Annotated in this window: 18 protein-coding genes; 11 read left to right on the plus strand and 7 right to left on the minus strand. The window is 45.7% G+C overall.

What is annotated here, in order from left to right; genetic code table 11:
• The first annotated feature begins 18 nt into the window (after positions 1-18).
• From FRZ54_RS18050 to FRZ54_RS18080, 7 genes are all read left to right on the plus strand, one after another.
• The gene (locus tag FRZ54_RS18050) at positions 19-1,083 is read left to right on the plus strand and encodes a hypothetical protein (protein WP_147033172.1); all 1,065 of its coding nucleotides are present in this window, start codon (positions 19-21) and stop codon (positions 1,081-1,083) included.
• Entirely contained in the window at positions 1,084-1,953 is an 870-nt protein-coding gene (locus FRZ54_RS18055; RefSeq protein WP_147033174.1) for a TIGR01459 family HAD-type hydrolase, read from the plus strand.
• A 61-nt stretch (positions 1,954-2,014) separates the two neighbouring features.
• A complete protein-coding gene (locus FRZ54_RS18060) occupies positions 2,015-3,307 on the plus strand; it encodes a hypothetical protein (protein WP_147033179.1) in 1,293 nt (430 codons plus the stop codon).
• A 62-nt stretch (positions 3,308-3,369) separates the two neighbouring features.
• On the plus strand, positions 3,370-4,413 hold the full coding sequence (locus FRZ54_RS18065) for a glycoside hydrolase family 43 protein (protein WP_147033181.1): 1,044 nt from the start codon (positions 3,370-3,372) through the stop codon (positions 4,411-4,413).
• 2 nt (positions 4,414-4,415) lie between these two features.
• Positions 4,416-5,489 (plus strand): cellulase family glycosylhydrolase, encoded by a 1,074-nt coding sequence (locus FRZ54_RS18070; RefSeq protein ID WP_228462528.1) that lies wholly within the window; start codon positions 4,416-4,418, stop codon positions 5,487-5,489.
• 10 nt (positions 5,490-5,499) lie between these two features.
• Complete coding sequence (locus FRZ54_RS18075; RefSeq protein WP_147033183.1) at positions 5,500-6,672, plus strand: aldose epimerase family protein; 1,173 nt, start codon at positions 5,500-5,502, stop codon at positions 6,670-6,672.
• Positions 6,673-6,733: 61 nt separating this feature from the next.
• Complete coding sequence (locus FRZ54_RS18080) at positions 6,734-7,213, plus strand: hypothetical protein (protein ID WP_147033185.1); 480 nt, start codon at positions 6,734-6,736, stop codon at positions 7,211-7,213.
• On the opposite strand, the gene FRZ54_RS18085 is transcribed toward FRZ54_RS18080, so the two are convergent.
• The gene (locus FRZ54_RS18085; RefSeq protein ID WP_147033187.1) at positions 7,210-7,425 is read right to left on the minus strand and encodes a (4Fe-4S)-binding protein; all 216 of its coding nucleotides are present in this window, start codon (positions 7,423-7,425) and stop codon (positions 7,210-7,212) included. The genes FRZ54_RS18080 and FRZ54_RS18085 overlap by 4 nt on opposite strands.
• 87 nt (positions 7,426-7,512) lie before the next feature.
• Here FRZ54_RS18085 and FRZ54_RS18090 point away from each other — a divergent pair, with 87 nt between their 5' ends.
• Genes FRZ54_RS18090 through FRZ54_RS18105 form a run of 4 tightly spaced genes read left to right on the plus strand, consistent with a single transcriptional unit; the run spans position 7,513 to position 10,722 of the window.
• Positions 7,513-8,601, plus strand: a complete 1,089-nt coding sequence (locus FRZ54_RS18090) for an aromatic ring-hydroxylating oxygenase subunit alpha (protein ID WP_147033189.1) — start codon at positions 7,513-7,515, stop codon at positions 8,599-8,601.
• Between the two features lies 1 nt (position 8,602).
• Positions 8,603-10,024: an APC family permease gene (locus tag FRZ54_RS18095; protein ID WP_147033191.1), complete on the plus strand. Its 1,422-nt coding sequence runs from the start codon at positions 8,603-8,605 to the stop codon at positions 10,022-10,024.
• A 20-nt stretch (positions 10,025-10,044) separates the two neighbouring features.
• Complete coding sequence (locus FRZ54_RS18100; protein WP_147033193.1) at positions 10,045-10,284, plus strand: MoaD/ThiS family protein; 240 nt, start codon at positions 10,045-10,047, stop codon at positions 10,282-10,284.
• A gap of 18 nt (positions 10,285-10,302) precedes the next feature.
• Complete coding sequence (locus FRZ54_RS18105; protein WP_228462529.1) at positions 10,303-10,722, plus strand: molybdenum cofactor biosynthesis protein MoaE; 420 nt, start codon at positions 10,303-10,305, stop codon at positions 10,720-10,722.
• Positions 10,723-10,784: 62 nt separating this feature from the next.
• Here FRZ54_RS18105 and FRZ54_RS18110 read toward each other — a convergent pair whose 3' ends face one another.
• The 6 genes from FRZ54_RS18110 to FRZ54_RS18135 form a co-directional block, all read right to left on the minus strand.
• Positions 10,785-11,843 carry a HesA/MoeB/ThiF family protein gene (locus FRZ54_RS18110; protein WP_147033195.1) on the minus strand — a complete coding sequence of 353 codons (1,059 nt, stop codon included), beginning with the start codon at positions 11,841-11,843 and terminating at the stop codon, positions 10,785-10,787.
• The gene (locus FRZ54_RS18115; protein WP_228462530.1) at positions 11,843-13,030 is read right to left on the minus strand and encodes an NTP transferase domain-containing protein; all 1,188 of its coding nucleotides are present in this window, start codon (positions 13,028-13,030) and stop codon (positions 11,843-11,845) included. Before FRZ54_RS18115 ends, FRZ54_RS18110 begins: the two co-directional genes overlap by 1 nt.
• Complete coding sequence (gene moaC / locus FRZ54_RS18120) at positions 13,011-13,484, minus strand: cyclic pyranopterin monophosphate synthase MoaC (RefSeq protein ID WP_147033197.1); 474 nt, start codon at positions 13,482-13,484, stop codon at positions 13,011-13,013. The genes FRZ54_RS18115 and moaC overlap by 20 nt, the downstream gene beginning before the upstream one ends.
• 2 nt (positions 13,485-13,486) lie before the next feature.
• Positions 13,487-14,689 (minus strand): molybdopterin molybdotransferase MoeA, encoded by a 1,203-nt coding sequence (locus FRZ54_RS18125; protein ID WP_147033198.1) that lies wholly within the window; start codon positions 14,687-14,689, stop codon positions 13,487-13,489.
• Positions 14,690-14,692: 3 nt separating this feature from the next.
• Positions 14,693-15,682 carry a GTP 3',8-cyclase MoaA gene (gene moaA / locus FRZ54_RS18130; protein ID WP_147033200.1) on the minus strand — a complete coding sequence of 330 codons (990 nt, stop codon included), beginning with the start codon at positions 15,680-15,682 and terminating at the stop codon, positions 14,693-14,695.
• A 124-nt stretch (positions 15,683-15,806) separates the two neighbouring features.
• Entirely contained in the window at positions 15,807-17,735 is a 1,929-nt protein-coding gene (locus FRZ54_RS18135) for a beta-N-acetylhexosaminidase (protein ID WP_228462531.1), read from the minus strand.
• Positions 17,736-17,843 lie beyond the last annotated feature (108 nt).

Below are 17,843 nucleotides of genomic sequence, written 5' to 3' on the forward strand. Positions count from 1 at the left end.
TGATAGTTAAAAACAATAATGGACTATTCCATAATATTAAAAAAGGCCTGGGAAGGCTACGATTCGTCAAAAATTATCCGCGATATTGAAGATATCAGCGCGATGGTGTCTACGAACCGCGTCTTTAAGATTACCTTCGACGACGAGGATATTGTTATTGCCAAACTCTCCCATTTTGGCAAATACGAATATTTTAAGGAGGATCACCGCATTATCCACAGCCTTTGTAACAATCTCCTCTATCCTTTTGAGAATGTATTATCAAAATCGCTGCTCAAAAATAACCGCGTATACATTTACCGGCACAAACAGGGCAAAATGGATGCATGGGTGGTGTTTTATAATCCAACCCGTATCGACCAACGTATGCCACGCCGTCTTGACGAGCATCATATCCGTAAACTTGGCCAGCAGATAGGTAAATTTCATAAAGCCTGCTCGCGGGCGAGCAATGTTTTGCCGAAATCCATCAAAACTTTACGAACCGATATCTATGCTTTGCAACAGCAATTGGAAAGCAACGAAAAGCAATTCGGGTCGGCTATGCAGGCCGACTTCCTGAAGTATCATTGCGAACTATTCCTGAAAAACCGGTCAAAATACGATGTACGCTCATTTGATATCATGCCGGTTTTTATCGACTGGAACATCGGGAATTTTTCAGTTACCAAAGACCTCGAACTATTCTCGCGCTGGGATTACGACTGGTTCCGGATGAGCTACCGGGTATTGGATTTTTACTTCCTCAGCCGCGTAGTATCCGACCGCGGCGACCGGACCGTGTTCAGCTACTATATCAATACGCTGATGGAGGATCGGTTTATTATGTTCCTGGAGGAATATCACAAGGTAAACCCGCTTACCGCTAACGAGATCCGCTTTATGAAAGAAGCCTATCGCTTTTTCATCCTGAATTACGTGATCAAAGATGGCAAGCGTTTTTTTAAGGAACAGTATGCCGAAAAACTACAGGCCGAAGCTTTTGATACTTACCTGCCGTCCGTCGACCGTGATTTTGATCCTGAGCGGATAATAGAAGCGTTAAAACTTGAACCCAAAAAAATAGCCCTCACCGAGCATTAAATGAAGCAGATAGACAATTTTAAATCCATAGTTGATAAATACAAGATCGTTTTCTTCGACGCGTTCGGAGTGCTAAAAACTTATTCGGGCTTGGTGCCGGGTATCGGGAAGACGTTCGAATACCTGGAACGGGAAAAAAAGGAGTACTACATCGTCACTAACGACGCATCGCGCGGGCCGCAACAATTGGCGGCCTCCTACCACCGTATGGGCTTGACCGCTATTACGGAGGACCGTATCGTTTCTTCCGGTATGTTAACCAAAGAGTTTCTCGACCTGAAAGTGCCGGATGGCATTGTGGCTTACCTGGGCACGCCTGCCTCCGCGCATTATATCGAGCGTTCGGGTCTGCAAACCATGCCTATGAGCGAAGTGAACGAAAGCAATATCGATAAAGTGAGCGTGGTGATCTTCCTGGATGATGAGGGCTTTGACTGGTGCAACGATCTGAATAAAACCGTCAACCTGCTCCGTAAAAAGCCTATCCCGGCTATTGTAGCTAATACCGACCGCGCCTATCCCCTTACCGCAAGTAATGTTTCCATAGCCATCGGCGGTATCGCCGCCATGATAGAGAGCGTGGTGGGCAAGCAATTCATCCGGTTTGGCAAGCCCGATTCCCAGATGTTCATGTTTGCCTATGACCTCATCCGCGAATATCGGCAAATAAGTAAAAGTGACATCGTTATGGTTGGCGATACCCTGAATACCGACATTTTAGGCGGAAACAAGTTCGGTCTTGACACAGTTTTGGTTCTTACGGGCAACACGCAGGCAAAAGATTACGAGACCCGCATTAATGCTGCCGGCATTGTACCCACTTATATTTGCGACTCGGCAGTGGTCGACCTAAGTGAGCTTGATCTCTGATAATTAGGATTTCAGGTAACAGTTGATTATATTTATTCCATCACGATTCCCGATATAACTGATGGAAACAACCTTACCCTCTCCAGCCGACTGGGCTCTTTGGAAGAAACTGATATTCCGTTTCTTTTTTATCTATTTCCTGCTCTATATCTTTTTTAACCCCAACGGTGTACTACCGTACATTGACGATATTTATAATTTTTACATCACGCCGTTTCACGGTGTGGCTGTTTGGATAGGTAAGCATATTTTACATTTAAGCCAACCCGTGACTACTTTTACTAACGGCAGCGGCGATACCACTTACGATAATATCATCATACTGTTCATAGCATTCCTCGCGCTTATCAGCACCATTATATGGTCGGCGCTCGATAAGGGTACCCGGAATTATAATAAACTTCTTTATTGGCTCATGGTGGTTCTGCGGTATTATGTAGCTATTACCATGTTATCGTATGGGTTTTTCAAGGTGATCAAACTACAGTTCCCTTTTCCATCATTCGGCAGGTTAATGGAGCCTTACGGAAATTCATCGCCCATGGGCCTTGCCTGGACCTTTATGGGTTATTCCACCGGGTACAATTATTTCACCGGCATAGCCGAGCTAAGCTGCGGTTTTCTGCTGATGTTCCGTAAAACTACGGCCCTGGGCGCGGTGATGACCTTGATCGTCGCCGGGAACATCATGGCCATTAACTATTGTTTTGATGTGCCGGTAAAACTGCTTTCCACAACACTGGTGATGATGGCTTTATTCCTGATACTAAAAGACATTAAGCGTTTCAGCAACTTTTTTCTTTTTAATAAGGTGGCAGCGTCTTCGGACATAACCCCGCACCGGTTCCGTAAGAAGTGGAAAAACATTACGCTTACAACAATTAAATATGTACTGATAGCTTATACCGTTATTTTCGACCTGGTTGGGGTAATCCAGGGCGAATCACAATACGGCGCAAAGGCACCAAAACCACCGCTTTACGGGCTTTACGAGGTAAAAACATTCATTCTGAATAGGGACACGCTGCCTCCGCTCACCACGGACACCACGCGCTGGAACAAAATGGCTATCTCCTACGCAGGCAACACTATGCTCAAATTCATGAACGATAGTACTAATTATTTTGCGTTTAATGTTGATACCGTTAAAAGGAAGATAGTGATGAACAAATATTCGGATACGGTGCATAAGTGGCTGTTTACTTATACTTTGCCCAAAAAAGATTCGCTTGTTCTTAGCGGAGCCTACAAAAAGGATTCATTAAAAATCGCATTCCATCAAATCGACGTCAACAAGTTCCTGCTGGTACGGCGCGGCTTTCATTGGATAAATGAATCTCCGTTTAACCGGTAATTTTTTGAAATAAAAAATTACCTTTGGTTTTAAACCCGGGCGTTCATCTGCCGGGTAAACCTATGCGAATATCTATAACTGTATTTTTTACAATTCTATCATTCCTGTCCGTTTCTGTTGGGGCGCAAACTTCAACATTTACCAACCCGCTTTTACCCTCAGGCGCCGACCCGTGGGTGATTCAGAAAGACGGATGGTATTATTATACCAATAGTACTGGCACAAACATTACCCTTTGGAAGACGCGCCATATAACCGATCTGGGGTCGGCACAAAAAAAAGTTGTTTGGACGCCCCCTGCCGGAACTAATTATTCCAGGGAACTTTGGGCGCCCGAGTTACATTTTATTAATAAAAAATGGTATGTATATTTTGCAGCCGACGACGGTATTAACGACCATCATCGCATATACGTACTGGAAAACAGTTCCGCCGACCCGCTGCAAGGCGCATGGATATTTAAAGGAAAAGTAGCAGATCCGACCGATAAATGGGCCATAGATGCTTCGGTATTTACCAGCAAGGGGCAACTTTATATGATTTGGTCAGGGTGGGAAGGTGATACCAACGGTGAGCAGGATATCTTTATTGCCAAACTAAAAAATCCGTGGACGGTGGATGGCGAACGCGTAAAATTGTCGTACCCAACCTTTGATTGGGAAAAGAACGGCGACCTGCACGATGCGTCCAATCCGCCGCATGTAAATGTGAATGAGGGGCCCGAGCTGTTGAAACATGGAGATAAACTTTTCCTTATTTATTCGGCCAGCGGATGCTGGACGGATTTTTATGCTTTAGGTATGCTGACTGTATCGGCAAACAGCAACCTGCTCAAACCGGCATCCTGGACCAAATCCCGTCGGCCAGTATTTAAACAATCGCCGCAAAACGGGGTTTATGCTCCGGGACACAATTCTTTTTTCAAATCGCCCGATGGCAAGGAGGATTGGATACTCTATCACGCCAATTCACAACCCGGCCAGGGCTGCGGTAAGGACCGGTCGCCGCGGGCGCAAAAATTTACCTGGAACAAGGACGGTAGCCCGAATTTCGGTATACCAGTAAAACAAAATATGTCCATACCATTACCATCAGGCACTAACTAAATATGATGAAAATAAAATATCTGCCATTATTCCTGCTGATGCTCGCTTTCGCTTCGGCAGACGCACAAAGTAAAGCCCCGGTGGCTGCCCCCTGGTCCGCTGCCAAAGCAAATGCATGGTACGCTAAACACAAATGGATAAGCGGTTCAGATTTTATCCCGAGTTCGGCCATTAACCAATTGGAAATGTGGCAGGCGGATACGTTCGACCCCAAAACTATCGACCGTGAATTGGGATATGCCGAAGGGATAGGTTTCAATGCCATGCGGGTATTCCTTCATAGTATGGCCTGGCAGGAGGACCCAAAAGGATTTAAAAAGCGTGTAGCCGATTATCTTGCCATTGCTGATAAGCACCACATCCAAACCATCTTCGTTTTCTTCGACGATTGCTGGAACCCGACCGCTAAAACCGGCAAACAACCCGAACCAAAAACCGGCGTTCATAACTCCGGCTGGCTGCAGGACCCGGGCAACAGGCTTAATGATAAAGGAGAAATCGCCATGCTCCAAAAATATGTTACCGATGTGCTAACTACCTTTAAACATGATAAGCGCATCCTGTTGTGGGACCTGTATAACGAACCAGGCAACAGCGGTAAAAAGGACAAGTCGCTGGATCTTTTATCAAAGATATATGCATGGAGCCGCGCGGTAAACCCCGACCAACCACTCAGCATGGGGTTGTGGGACTGGAGTTTTGAAAAATTGAATGCTTTCCAACTGACACATTCCGACGTGATCACCTATCATGATTACGAAGAACCTGAGAAGCACGAACGCGTGGTGCAATTATTAAAAGCGAGCGGCAGACCTGTTATTTGTACCGAATATATGGCGCGCCCGCGTGGCAGCACCTTTGCCAATACCATGCCGATGTTGAGAAAAGAGAATGTTGGCGCCATAAATTGGGGGCTTGTAGCTGGTAAAACTAATACCATGTATGCCTGGGATACGCCTATGCCCGGCGGCGAAGAACCCAAGCTGTGGTTTCACGAGGTTTTCCGCAAGGACGGTACCCCTTACAGCCAGGAAGAAGCCGACCTGATAAAAAAACTAAACAATAAGAACCAATAAAAAACTGATTATGAAAATAAGGATTTTATCTTTGGGCGTTTTAACAGCGGGTATCGCCGCGATCAGCGCCTGCAAGCAACCAGCAGCTAAAACAACCACAAATACCACGATGAAAGATACTATTACCTACGGCCAGCTACCTCCCGATTCTGCATTTGAAAAAACCATCGACGGAAAACAAACGCACTTGTACACATTAAAGAATAAAAATGGGATGACCGCCACCATTACTAATTTTGGGGGTCGCCTGGTGAATTTGCTTGTGCCCGATAGCGCCGGGAAAATGATCGATGTTTCCGTAGGGATGGCAAGCGTGGATGATTACATCAAATCGACCGAAAGATACTATGGAGGCACGATAGGCCGCTACGGAAATCGTATCGCAAAGGGTCATTTCACACTGGATGGCAAGCAGTATACTTTAGCAACAAACAATCCGCCCAACACCTTGCATGGTGGCAAAAAAGGCTACCAGGATGTTGTTTGGGATGCTAAAAAATTGAACGATCAGACACTTGAGCTTACCTACCTTTCTAAGGATATGGAAGAAGGTTTTCCGGGTAACCTGCATGTAAAAGTTACTTATTCTATAACAGATGATAATGCGTTTAAATGTGAGTACGAAGCTACTACGGATAAAGCAACCGTGGTTAATTTAACCAATCACGCGTATTTTAACCTGAATGGCGAAGGCAGCGGAACGATATTGGATCACCTGGTGCAATTTAAAGCGGCTAATTATACCCCTGTTGACTCGACCCTGATACCAACCGGGAAAATAGAGCCGGTAAAAGGTACCCCGTTTGATTTCGAAACACCCGTTACTATAGGCGCCCGCATTAACGACGACAATGTGCAGCTAAAAAACGGCAAGGGGTATGACCATAATTTTGTGCTCGATAAGCACGACATGTCCACACCTGTTGCTATCGTAAAAGGCGACAAAACAGGCATCGTAATGGAAATCTATACCGAAGAGCCCGGCCTGCAATTTTACAGCGGCAACTTTATGCAGGCTAAAAATATTATGAAATACGGCGAAAAGGACGACTACCGTACCGCTTTTGCGATGGAAACCCAGCATTTCCCCGATTCGCCTAACCAACCGCAGTTCCCTTCAACCGTTTTAAAACCCGGTCAAACGTATAAAACAGAGTCTGTTTATAAATTTAAAACAAAATAGCGCCATCGGTATAAGTTTTTAGTTTCCAATACGTTATACAGGAACTAAAACCCTTTTCACCATGAAAAGATCGCAGTTCGCTTTTTTATTTGTATGGGTGCCGCTGTTACTATGCAGTTGCACCCATACACTTTATACCCATCAGCAGGTTTTGCAGGGCGCCCGCTCGAAGGATGATGTGGTAAAACAGTTCGGTCAGCCTACCGAGATAAATAAAGGTGCCGGTGTTGAGCAGTGGACCTACAACATGGAAAACCGCCCCACAAAAAGAGCCAAAAAGAATAAAGTTGCGCAAACCATGCCCGACACACTCGTGAAAGATTCGGTACAGCAAATGAAGCAAGAGAAATTTACGAAGTATGTAAAGTTCATGTTCGATGACAGTGGCAAAGTCATCGGTTATAAAGCCGAAGGTGTCGACCTGACGGAAAACAAAAAAGACAACTTTGGGAAAAGCCTGCTAACCATCACAGGCGGCATATTGGTTATATCGGCGGTTGTCGCACTGGAGCTGTATAACGACGGCGCTTTCAGTAACTAGCTTTTCACCCACGATAAAGCCCCCGACGGGCATTTATTTACCTGGTTAATTATTGCTTCCGTATCTGCACCATTTACGTTTATCCAAGGCTTTTGAGCCAGGTTAAATACTGCAGGCAAACCTTTAACGCAGTTGGCAGAGTGGGCGCATAATTGCGGTTGCCATATCACCGTTATCTCGCCGTTATCATATTTCTTGGTATTGTCTTCCATATCCTCTAAATTACAGCATTTAAAGCTAAAAGCAGAAGCCCTAAAGCAGAAAGCCCCAACTTTAACGATCCAAACCATAACCATTGTATGCCTGATTTTTCTGTTGACCCGGATATTGCCAAAGCTAAAACCATTGATGCGGAGTTTTACACCAGCAAGTATGTTTTTGAGCAGTGCAGGGAAAAAATATTCGCCACTTCATGGCAGTTTATTGGTCACCAGGAATTGGTAAAAGAGCCCGGTGATGTTTACCCTTTTACGCTGTTGTCCGGTTATCTTGATGAACCTTTATTGCTTACAAAAGATAAAACTGGTCAATCAAACGTCCTGTCAAATGTTTGCACCCATCGGGGCAATATTGTAGCTGAAAAGGCATGTAAGCTGAATAACCTCCGTTGCCGTTATCATGGCCGCTTGTTTGGTCTTGATGGCAAGTTTGTTTCGATGCCTGAATTTAAGGAGGTGGAAAATTTCCCGTCGAAGGATGACGACCTGCCCGCCTTACCCCTTTTTAAATGGAGCAACTGGCTTTTCACATCGTTAAATCCCGTTTACCCGCCCGAATTATTTTTCAGGGATATGATAGAACGCGTTAGCTGGATGCCCCTGCATCAGTTTAGATTTCAGCCTGAATTATCCCGAACATTCAACGTAAAAGGCAACTGGGCACTTTATTGTGAGAATTACCTCGAAGGGTTCCACATTCCATTTGTCCACGCGGGGCTGAATGCCGTTATCGATTTTGGCGAATACGCAACAGAATTGTTCTTCCCCTACTCCAGTTTGCAGCTTGGTCTTGCCCGGAATAACGAGAATTGCTTCGATCTGCCTGCTTCGTCGCCCGATTATGGAAAAAACGTGGCAGCTTATTACTTCTGGGTTTTCCCGAATATGATGTTCAATTTTTATCCCTGGGGATTGTCGGTTAATGTAGTCGAGCCGGTTTCCGTGGGCGAATGCCGGGTTAGGTTCCTGTCTTACGTTTGGGATGAAACCAAACTGGAAAAAGGAGCTGGTTCAGGACTGGATAAAGTTGAAATGGAGGACGAAGAGATAGTAGAAAATGTACAACGAGGTGTCAGGTCGCGGTTTTACCAGCACGGCCGGTATTCGGTAACCCGCGAGCAGGGTACCCATCATTTTCACCGCATTTTAGCCGAGTTCATTAACAAATAACATGGCGCACCTCGAACGCAAGCTTGGCCTGTGGGCAGCAATATCCATTGTGATCGGATCGGTCATTGGGAGCAGCATCTTCATGAAGCCAGCCACCATGGCTGCCCAGCTAAGCTCGCCTTTAATGCTGCTGGCTGTTTGGGTTGTGGCCGGTATTGTATCACTGTTTGGCGGGATGATCAATGCAGAGGTGGGTTGCGCGATGCCCGAAACAGGCGGCCAGTACACCTATTTTAAGTACATGTACGGCAATTTTTTTGCCTACCTGTTCGGCTGGTCATCATTCGTGGTGATCGATACCGCCTCTATTTCGGCTATCGCTTTCGTATTTGCGCAGTATTCCGAATATTTTATCCAACTGCCGCGCTTCTCAGCGGGTATCGAACACGCGGTACCTGTCGTTATTCCCTATATTGGCAAATTCTATTTGCTGGAGAACATCGGTGTTAAAGGCGTCGCCATAGCGCTCATCGTTATCTTTTCCTGGATCAATGTACGCAGCGTAAAGGCCGGCGGCGCGGTACAGGTTTTCTTTTCTATCCTAAAGGTAGCCGCGCTGATGTTCCTGATCGCTTCGATCTTTTTCTCGGGAAATGGACACCTGGGTAACCTGACTACTGCTTCTCCAGGCTTCGACCATTCCTACTGGCACCAGTTCACAGCTTTTATCGCCGCAACAACAGGGGCCTTAGCTGCCTATGACGGCTGGAACAACCTGGGTTTTATCGGGGGCGAGATCAAAGAACCGAAAAAAAACATCCCCCGTGGGCTTATCATTGGTCTGCTGCTTTGCATGTTGCTTTATGTTTTGACCACCGAGGCCTACCTGTACATGATGCCGGTTGACGAGATGAAAAACTCTAAGCTGGTAGCCTCTGACGCATTATTCAAAATAATGGGCGTTGGCGGCGGAGGCCTGATAGCGGCCCTGGTGCTGATAAGTACGGCAGGATGTACGAATAGCAACATCCTGCCCTGTTCGCGCGTGATCTATGCCATGTCGCACGAGAAGAATTTCTTCGCATTTGCAGGCAAGGTCAATCCCAAATACAGTACGCCGTCAAATGCGCTCTGGTTCCAGGCGGCCTGGGGAACAATTTTGGTGCTCATCGGCTCGTTCGACATGCTGATGGATATGTTCGTATTCATTACCTGGATATTTTATGGTTTCGCCGCTTACGGTATATTTATCCTTCGCCGTAAAATGCCGGACAGGCAACCCGGGTACCGGTTGAAGGGCTATCCCTATCTGCCCATTATATTCATCCTGTTCTCGACGTTGTATGTGGTGATAACGCTTTACAACGACATCAGCAACTACATAGCCGGCACATCGCAGATCATTGTATCCGTTTTTGGCTTGATACTGGCTGCCATCGGTGTACCCTTGTATTGGTATTTCAATAAGCGAAATCTTAGCTAAACATTGCTTATTTTTGTACGATGAAAGTGAACGTGCTGGCATTTGGCATAGCTAAAGATATATTTGGAGGGTCATCGATCACTGCCGAATTGGATGGAAATACAACCGCAGAATTGAAAAAATCGCTCGAAAAAACCTATCCGCGACTAAAGCAACTGGCCTCCTATATGGTAGCTGTGAATAGTGAATATGCGCAAGATAATAGTATAATTAACGAAACGGACGAAATAGCCGTTATTCCCCCGGTTAGCGGTGGATGAACATTCTTATAATCTAAATTGGAAACGCAAATAACCATATCAGATAAACCACTAAACATTCAATCCTGTATTGATTGGGTGATGTCGCCGCAATCGGGCGGCATTGATGTATTTATTGGTACAGTGCGCGATGCAACAAAAGGCAAAAAGGTTGTCAGGCTTGATTTTGAAGCTTACGAACCAATGGCTTTAAAGGAAATGGAAAAGATAGCGGCCCAAGCCTTCGAGAAATGGCCGGTACAAAAGCTATTGATACACCACCGGGTTGGCACACTTGACGTTGGCGAAATACCTGTTATCATCGCAGTTTCCTGCGCTCACCGTGATGCAGCATTCGAAGCCTGCCGCTTTGTGATCGATACACTTAAACAAACCGTACCTATCTGGAAAAAAGAAGCTTTTGAAGATGGCGAAGTTTGGGTAGCGGCACATCCATGACACGATTATTGGATTAAATGATTGCCAAGATTCGTACTTCAAATTCTGTCTGACCTATTAAATTATTTGATCGTATCAATCGTCTCCAATCCGCCTTCCAGCGAAAAGACGTTAGCATCAGGATACTTTTGTTTGATCACTTTCACTGCCTCCGCACTCCTTTTACCCGTAGCGCAGTATAAAACTGTGGCGTTGCCCGAATTGAAATAATCTATATTTTCTTCTATCTCCTCCACCGGGATATGTGTACCACCTATGTCAAACAGGTCGCGTTCCTGCAGGGTACGGACATCTATCAATTCAAAACGGTTTTCCGCCAACCCTGATTTCAATTCTTCTGCTGTAATAGATGGAACGTCCGCAGTTTGAACCAGGCTTTTTATATCGGTTTTAGTTGTTGCGCCTATTTTAATAAGACGGCTTTGTAATGTTTGCGCGTCAAACACCAATATCTTCCCCGATAATAATTCGCCGCTCTTAGTGATATACTTGATCACCTCGTTAGCCTGTATGCAGCCTATTATCCCGGCCAGGGTTGGAATAACACCACCTTCGGCGCAATTGGGTATTTGCGTCGCGTCAACTTCCGGGTATAGGTCGCGGTAATTAGGCGAATAGTTACCGTCCAAATTTTTAACATTCCAAACAGCCACCTGTCCCTCGTATTGATAAATTGCCCCGTAGACCAAAGGTTTACCGAGCATCACCGCTGTATCATTCAATAAATACCTCGTTTCGAAATTATCTGTACCGTCAACCACAATATCGTATTGATTTATGATACCTAATACATTATCCGAGGTGATCTTAAGGTCAAGCGAAACAAGTTTTATACCGGGATTTTGCTTTTGCAAACGCGTACAAGCGACAACGGCTTTTTTTAAACCCGCATCCGCGGGACCATATAGTACCTGCCTGTGCAGATTACTTATAGAAATGGTATCATAATCAGCAACGCCAATGGTCCCCACCCCTGCTGAGACCAAATATTGTAAAGCGGGGCATCCCAGTCCGCCCGCTCCCACAACCAGCACTTTCGCTTGTTGCAGAAGTTTTTGAGCGGCCTCGCCAAAACCGGGTAAGGCTATCTGGCAACTGTACCGGGTAAGATCATCGGACATCAGGCGTTTGCTATCTTTTGGTGAAGGGTCCGCTTAACTTTTTCTAATTCGTCGGGAGTATTCACATTGGTCAGCGCATCCGGATTTTGCGCACCCAGTAACTTTATATCACTATTGATAAGCACCTTCCGCGGGCAGGAATACCCCTGCGACAGGAATGCCAGCAGCATCGGGTAACTTTTTGGCTCCCATATCGTGATCAACGGTTCGGGAAATTCATCATAAGGGCTTTTAAATGCTGTGGCTATTTTGGAAACGTCGCGCTGACTTATCAAATGTTGAATAGTATCCAAATCCAGTAAAGGCAGGTCGCAGGCTATCACCAGCCAGGCGCTATCAGGTTGCGACCGGAATGCCGATAATATGGCTCCGTAAGGGCCCAGCCCTGTAAAAGTATCAGTCAATACATTATATGCGACAGGTATTTGCTGCCGCTGGTCTTCCCGACAGGAAATGAATACTTCGTTGCACATTGGCTTCAGTATATCAGCCATATAATAACGCTGTTCCTTACCAAACCAGTTGACTGCGCCTTTATCAAAGCCCATCCGCTCACTTTTACCGCCGGCCAGCACAAGGCCGTTCAATACCGGCCTGGCTTGTTCAAGCTTCGATCTGAAAAACGATACGATCTTCTCTGTTTCATCCAGCCTGTAAAGCGGTATATCCTTGAAATTGGGCAGGGATTCTTGTATAAAGTCGAATACACCCTCAGCATTTTCAGCTAACAAAATCAACCCGACATTGGTTAGTTGTTCCAACCTTTTTTGAAGCGAGGCACGTTTGTTTTCATAAATGATCACCACCTGTGCCTTAGCCTGCTGGTGATTGCCATTTACCAGTACCAGGTCGGCCTCATTAAATTGCTGGCGGAAAGGGACCATTTTCAGCGCATCCAAACGATTAAATTGCTGATGGTTCACCATATCGGTGTATTCTAAAAACGCCCCGCTTGCCAGTTTGCCCGGCGCTAATACCACCTCGTCGTTGTGAGAAGTATCAGCATAAGCACATTTATAGGTTGACGATAATGCGGAAATCACTTTATCCGCTAATGATTTGATATAAACGCATGGTGCACCTACTATGGCCCATTCGTTCCTGCCGAAATTGCCAATCGCCGGCCGCTTCAGGCCGGCATGTTTCCTATGCCCGCCGGCAGGCAGGTTATGCTCTTTTGAAGTCACGCTTCCCTCCTGTCTTTTCCATCAGTTTGGTTTCCCTGATCACAATATCATGGCTCAGCGCCTTGCACATATCATAAATGGTCAAAGCCGCTATTGATGCCCCAACCAACGCTTCCATTTCGACGCCTGTTTTGGCTGTGATAGTCGCCGTACAATCTATTACAACCTCCTGCTCCTCATTCAAGTGAATACTGACCTGGCAATTATCAAGGCCCAGCGGATGGCAAAGCGGTATTAAATCGCCGGTCTTCTTGGCGGCCATGATGCCGGCTATGATCGCGGTCTGGAAAACCGAGCCTTTTTTGGTTTGAATATCGCCGTTAACCAGCTGCGCTAATACCTCTGATGGCAGGGAAACAACGCTGCGTGCAGTAGCCGTACGGCGGGAAATTTGTTTTTCGCCTACATCAACCATTGTCGCCTGCCCCTTTTCATCTAAATGTGTAAACTCCATATTCAAATATTATTAAAGGGCCACACCCTGAAAGCCTCACTTTTTTTGAATTCACTCCGTTGCAAAGGGAGCTCCATAAAAGCGTCTGTATCCGCTAAGTTAGCAAAATCGCCTGAACCATTTCCTTCAACCGGGGTCGCGAATAATTTACCTTCTTCTGAAAACCTCAATGTCACTTGTAAAAAATATTGCAGTTCGGGCTTAAAAGTAAAATCCTCGTCTAAAACCGCGTAAACTGATGATTTTGCTTTAAGTCCCTGTGTAACGCGCAACCAGGGCAGAAAATACCGGTGCAGGCACATAAAGGTAGCAACCGGGTTACCCGGAAATGCAAATACCAAAACACCATTTTCGTGCTTACCGAACCAAAATGGCTTACCCGGCCGCTGGCTCACTTTGTGAAAGATAGTCTTCACCTGCATTTCTTCCAGTGCCCTGGGTATATAGTCAAACTTGCCCATGCTAATGCCGCCGGTCATGAGGACGACATCATAATTTTGAAGGCAATAACCTATTTTTTCACCGGTTATTTCCGGGTCATCCGGTATATGGAGCAGGTCGGCATGTTGCTGATTCTGGCTTAATACCGCCCGGATAGTATAACTGTTCGATTTCCTGATCTGAATGGGCAAAGGCTGCACGTCAATATCAACCAGTTCGTCACCGGATGAAACAACAACTATTCGCAGCATTTTCCGCACCAACAACTCAGCCTTTCCTACTGACGCCGCAACACTAATAATAGCAGGGCTAACCACTTGCCCGGCAGTGGCAACAATTTGGCCCTTTTGTTTGTCTGCCCCCTTAAAATGCAGGTTTTGACTTTTTTTTACAGCTGCGTTTAAGATGGTGGCAACACTATTTTTTATTTCGATGTGTTCATAGGGAATAATAGTATCGACTGTATTAGGCAAAGCCGCGCCCGTCATGATCTCGATGCATTCATCAAGACTTTCTATGTCAACAGGCTCATCACCGGCAGCCTGGGTAGCCTTTATTTTGAAGGCGGTAATATGGCTTTCTATCGCCTTATAGCTTATGGCTATCCCATCCATGGTTACCCGGTTAAAGGGCGGCAGATCGCGGTCCGCTTTAATATCTTCTGCTAATGCTCTTCCTAAAGCCTGTTCAAAGGGAATATTTTCTGTACCGAAATCTCTTGCTTCCGCCAGGATCAGTTTTTCCGCTTGTTCAACTGTGGTCATGGATTATCCTCCTATGGTGGCCATTGACTCGTGCGCCGGGTCGTTAAAGGCGCGATTCCGTTCAGCTTCCCACCCATCCTTTGCACGATTATTCATAGCCTCCTGTAGTTTGCCTTTCAACTCATCATCTGAAAAACCCAACCGGATAAGGTCCTTGATATTCATTACGCCACCATCGTACAGGCAGGTTTTTAAAACGCCCTCGGGTGTTATACGGATGCGGTTGCAGGTCCCGCAAAATGTACGCGAGTACGCTGCAATAACCCCTATATCACCTTTATGGCCCGGTATATTATAATTGTAAGATGTAGAATACTGTTCATCCTGTAATTTCCGGACATCGGGATATTTTGTCTTGATCTCGTCCAAAATGCGGATATAATCCCATTTTAAACCGCTGTAAATGTGCCCCTCGCCGTTAAACGGCATTTCTTCGATAAAGCGGACGCTAACCGGCATATCTTTGGTCATTTCTACCATCGGGATAATATCCTGCGTATTTTTGCCGTCCATTACCACCGCATTTATCTTTACTTCGATGTCGTACTTTAGCAACTGATCCAGCGTTTCCATCACCTTATTGAACTCATCGCGGTGGGTTATGGTGAAAAACCGGTTTGCATCCAGCGTATCCAAACTAAGGTTAACCGATTTAATACCGAGCTTTTTTAACCCGGGTACTAACGGCGCGGTAAGTACACCATTGGTGGTAATTGTCAACTCGTTTAATCCACTTATTTTAGACAACGCTGATAGAAATTTCATCAGGTCTTTGCGCACAAAAGGCTCACCACCAGTAATGCGTATCTTTTCAATACCCATTTTCACCAGCAGAGCGCAGGTTCGGAGCATTTCCTCGTAAGTCAGCAGTTCCTCCCGCGAAAGCCAGTTCAGCCCTTCTTCCGGCATGCAATAAAAGCAGCGCAGGTTACACCTGTCTGTTACCGCGAGACGCAGGTAATTGATCCTTCTTCCGTGATTATCCTTTAACAAAGTGCACTATTTATAATTCGTAAAGGTAAATAATACATTTAAGCTGAATGTTTTTGAATTGTCGTTTTATAAATAAAAAACCCGGCAATTTATTTACCGGGTTTTTTATTCTGATCATGATCCGTCAATCATAGTTTCTGCGCGTTGCGCGTTTTTTCATTTCATCCATCGGTATTGTTATCAAACGGCCAACCGGCTTGCCATCCCGGTAAGTTATTACCTTTAACTGGCTCGATTCTTTGGGAACCAGCAACGGCTCGGTATATTTTGGATAGAAATTATCCGGGAACGAATTATCAAAAGTATAGTGAATATCCAGCCCCTTTACTTCCGTTTCCATCGATACCTGGAGGGTACTGTCCGGCATCATCCTAACTGTAAGGCTTGGATCATATACGCTTGGTGCATATTTTATCTGTGCCTCGTCAAAGCGGCCGAAATGCTTCTCAACACGACCGAAAAAGTCGTCCCAGTTCTTCTTTGCTTTCGGAGTCCACAAATCTTCTGAAATAGCGAAAGCGCGCGGCCAGGTCATATATTCCAAATGGCGCACGTTATAAACCTGCTCGGTCCATAAGTTAGCCTGCCCGCCTATGATCAGTTTTGAATCCACGCTATCCGGCACAGGTTCAAACTGGTAGGCCTTGCTCAAACGCAAAGTTGCGTAAACGTGCGGTTCAATTGCCGGGTCGCCCTGCATATAATCCAGGTAAGCGAATGTGGTGGGGCTCATCACTACTTCGTGGCCCATCTTGGCAGCTTGTATGCCACCTTTCATTCCGCGCCAGCTCATTACTATAGCATCGGGCGCTAAACCGCCTTCTAATATCTCATCCCATCCTAAAAATTTCTTTCCTTTTGATTCCACTATCTTTTCAACCCGTTTTTCAAAGTAAGCCTGCACTTCTTCCTGGGTTTTCAGCCCTTCGCGCTGCATTAATGCTTTTACTGAATCGCTTTTCTCCCAGAAATTTTTGGCGCATTCGTCGCCGCCCATGTGGATATAGCCAAACGGGAACAGTTTGGCAACCTCGGTCAGTACTTTATCCAGGAATACGTAAACCTTCTCATTAGCAGGGCACAGGGTATTATCTATACCGGCTTTAATGCCATCCTTGGTAAAATTCATGAAATGCTCACCTGATCTTACCTGGTACTGATCGGCACCGGGTGTGCATGATAATTCTGGGTAAGCCACGACAGCTGCCAAACTATGGCCCGGAACATCTATTTCGGGCAGGATATTCATAAACCTGTCCTTTGCGTACTGCACAATTTCGCGGATATCATCCTGGGTGTAGAAACCTCCGTAATCGCGCGGCTCATCAGGTTTTGGCGCCGGGAAGCTTCCGAAATAACCGACTTTCTTTACGTTATAAGCGCCAACTGTGGTCAGTCGCGGCAAACTTTTGATCTCGATGCGCCAGCCCTCATCGTCGGTCAGGTGCATGTGCAACAGGTTGTACTTGTATTTCGACATATTGTCGATGTATTCTTCCACCTCGGCTTTGGTAAAAAAGTGCCTGGAAACGTCAAACATTAGCCCACGCCATTTAAAGCGGGGATAATCGGTTATTTGTACCAAAGGCATGGCCCAGCTAAAACCGGTTACACGTTTGGCGCTTACTATCTCCTTTGGTAATAACTGTATCAGCGTTTGTGTGCCGTAAAACAGCCCTGCCGGCTTATTTGCACGGATAACAACACCCTTTTTGGTTACCGATAAATAATAACCTTCGTCGCCTATCAGCGTATCATTTTTTGCATTAATCATCAGCCTGATAGCTGGCTTCGCCGCGCTGTTCAACACAGTAACATGGTTGCCGGTAGGAATGGATAAACCTTTCAGCGTTGCTATAGCCTGTTTCATCTCTGGATTGATGCTGGTGGCTACGATGATGTTTTTTGGCAGCACGTACTGGCCCTCGCTTTGAGTAATGCTTACAGGTTCTGGTATTATAGCAACATGTTCTTTGCCGGTTTGGCTGAATGCATTGAGCGCCATTACGCCGCAACACATCACCCCTAAAAGTCTTTTCAGGTTGTTGTTCATTGTTTGAAAGGATTTATAAATTGGAAACTGACTGCAAATTATGATTTTAGCAGCAGAAATAAAATGTTTTTATATAAGCTATTGTAACTTTTTAAAAATATTTCAAAT

Origin of the sequence: Mucilaginibacter ginsenosidivorans, from assembly GCF_007971025.1 — a bacterium.
Lineage (GTDB): Bacteria > Bacteroidota > Bacteroidia > Sphingobacteriales > Sphingobacteriaceae > Mucilaginibacter > Mucilaginibacter ginsenosidivorans.

Coding starts and splice junctions, on each gene's coding strand:
- FRZ54_RS18050 (WP_147033172.1), top strand. CDS start 19: ATGGACTATTCCATAATATTAAAAAAGGCCTGGGAAGGCTACGATTCG.
- FRZ54_RS18055 (WP_147033174.1), top strand. CDS start 1,084: ATGAAGCAGATAGACAATTTTAAATCCATAGTTGATAAATACAAGATC.
- FRZ54_RS18060 (WP_147033179.1), top strand. CDS start 2,015: ATGGAAACAACCTTACCCTCTCCAGCCGACTGGGCTCTTTGGAAGAAA.
- FRZ54_RS18065 (WP_147033181.1), top strand. CDS start 3,370: ATGCGAATATCTATAACTGTATTTTTTACAATTCTATCATTCCTGTCC.
- FRZ54_RS18070 (WP_228462528.1), top strand. CDS start 4,416: ATGATGAAAATAAAATATCTGCCATTATTCCTGCTGATGCTCGCTTTC.
- FRZ54_RS18075 (WP_147033183.1), top strand. CDS start 5,500: ATGAAAATAAGGATTTTATCTTTGGGCGTTTTAACAGCGGGTATCGCC.
- FRZ54_RS18080 (WP_147033185.1), top strand. CDS start 6,734: ATGAAAAGATCGCAGTTCGCTTTTTTATTTGTATGGGTGCCGCTGTTA.
- FRZ54_RS18085 (WP_147033187.1), bottom strand. CDS start 7,425: ATGGAAGACAATACCAAGAAATATGATAACGGCGAGATAACGGTGATA.
- FRZ54_RS18090 (WP_147033189.1), top strand. CDS start 7,513: ATGCCTGATTTTTCTGTTGACCCGGATATTGCCAAAGCTAAAACCATT.
- FRZ54_RS18095 (WP_147033191.1), top strand. CDS start 8,603: ATGGCGCACCTCGAACGCAAGCTTGGCCTGTGGGCAGCAATATCCATT.
- FRZ54_RS18100 (WP_147033193.1), top strand. CDS start 10,045: ATGAAAGTGAACGTGCTGGCATTTGGCATAGCTAAAGATATATTTGGA.
- FRZ54_RS18110 (WP_147033195.1), bottom strand. CDS start 11,843: ATGTCCGATGATCTTACCCGGTACAGTTGCCAGATAGCCTTACCCGGT.
- moaC (WP_147033197.1), bottom strand. CDS start 13,484: ATGGAGTTTACACATTTAGATGAAAAGGGGCAGGCGACAATGGTTGAT.
- FRZ54_RS18125 (WP_147033198.1), bottom strand. CDS start 14,689: ATGACCACAGTTGAACAAGCGGAAAAACTGATCCTGGCGGAAGCAAGA.
- FRZ54_RS18135 (WP_228462531.1), bottom strand. CDS start 17,735: ATGAACAACAACCTGAAAAGACTTTTAGGGGTGATGTGTTGCGGCGTA.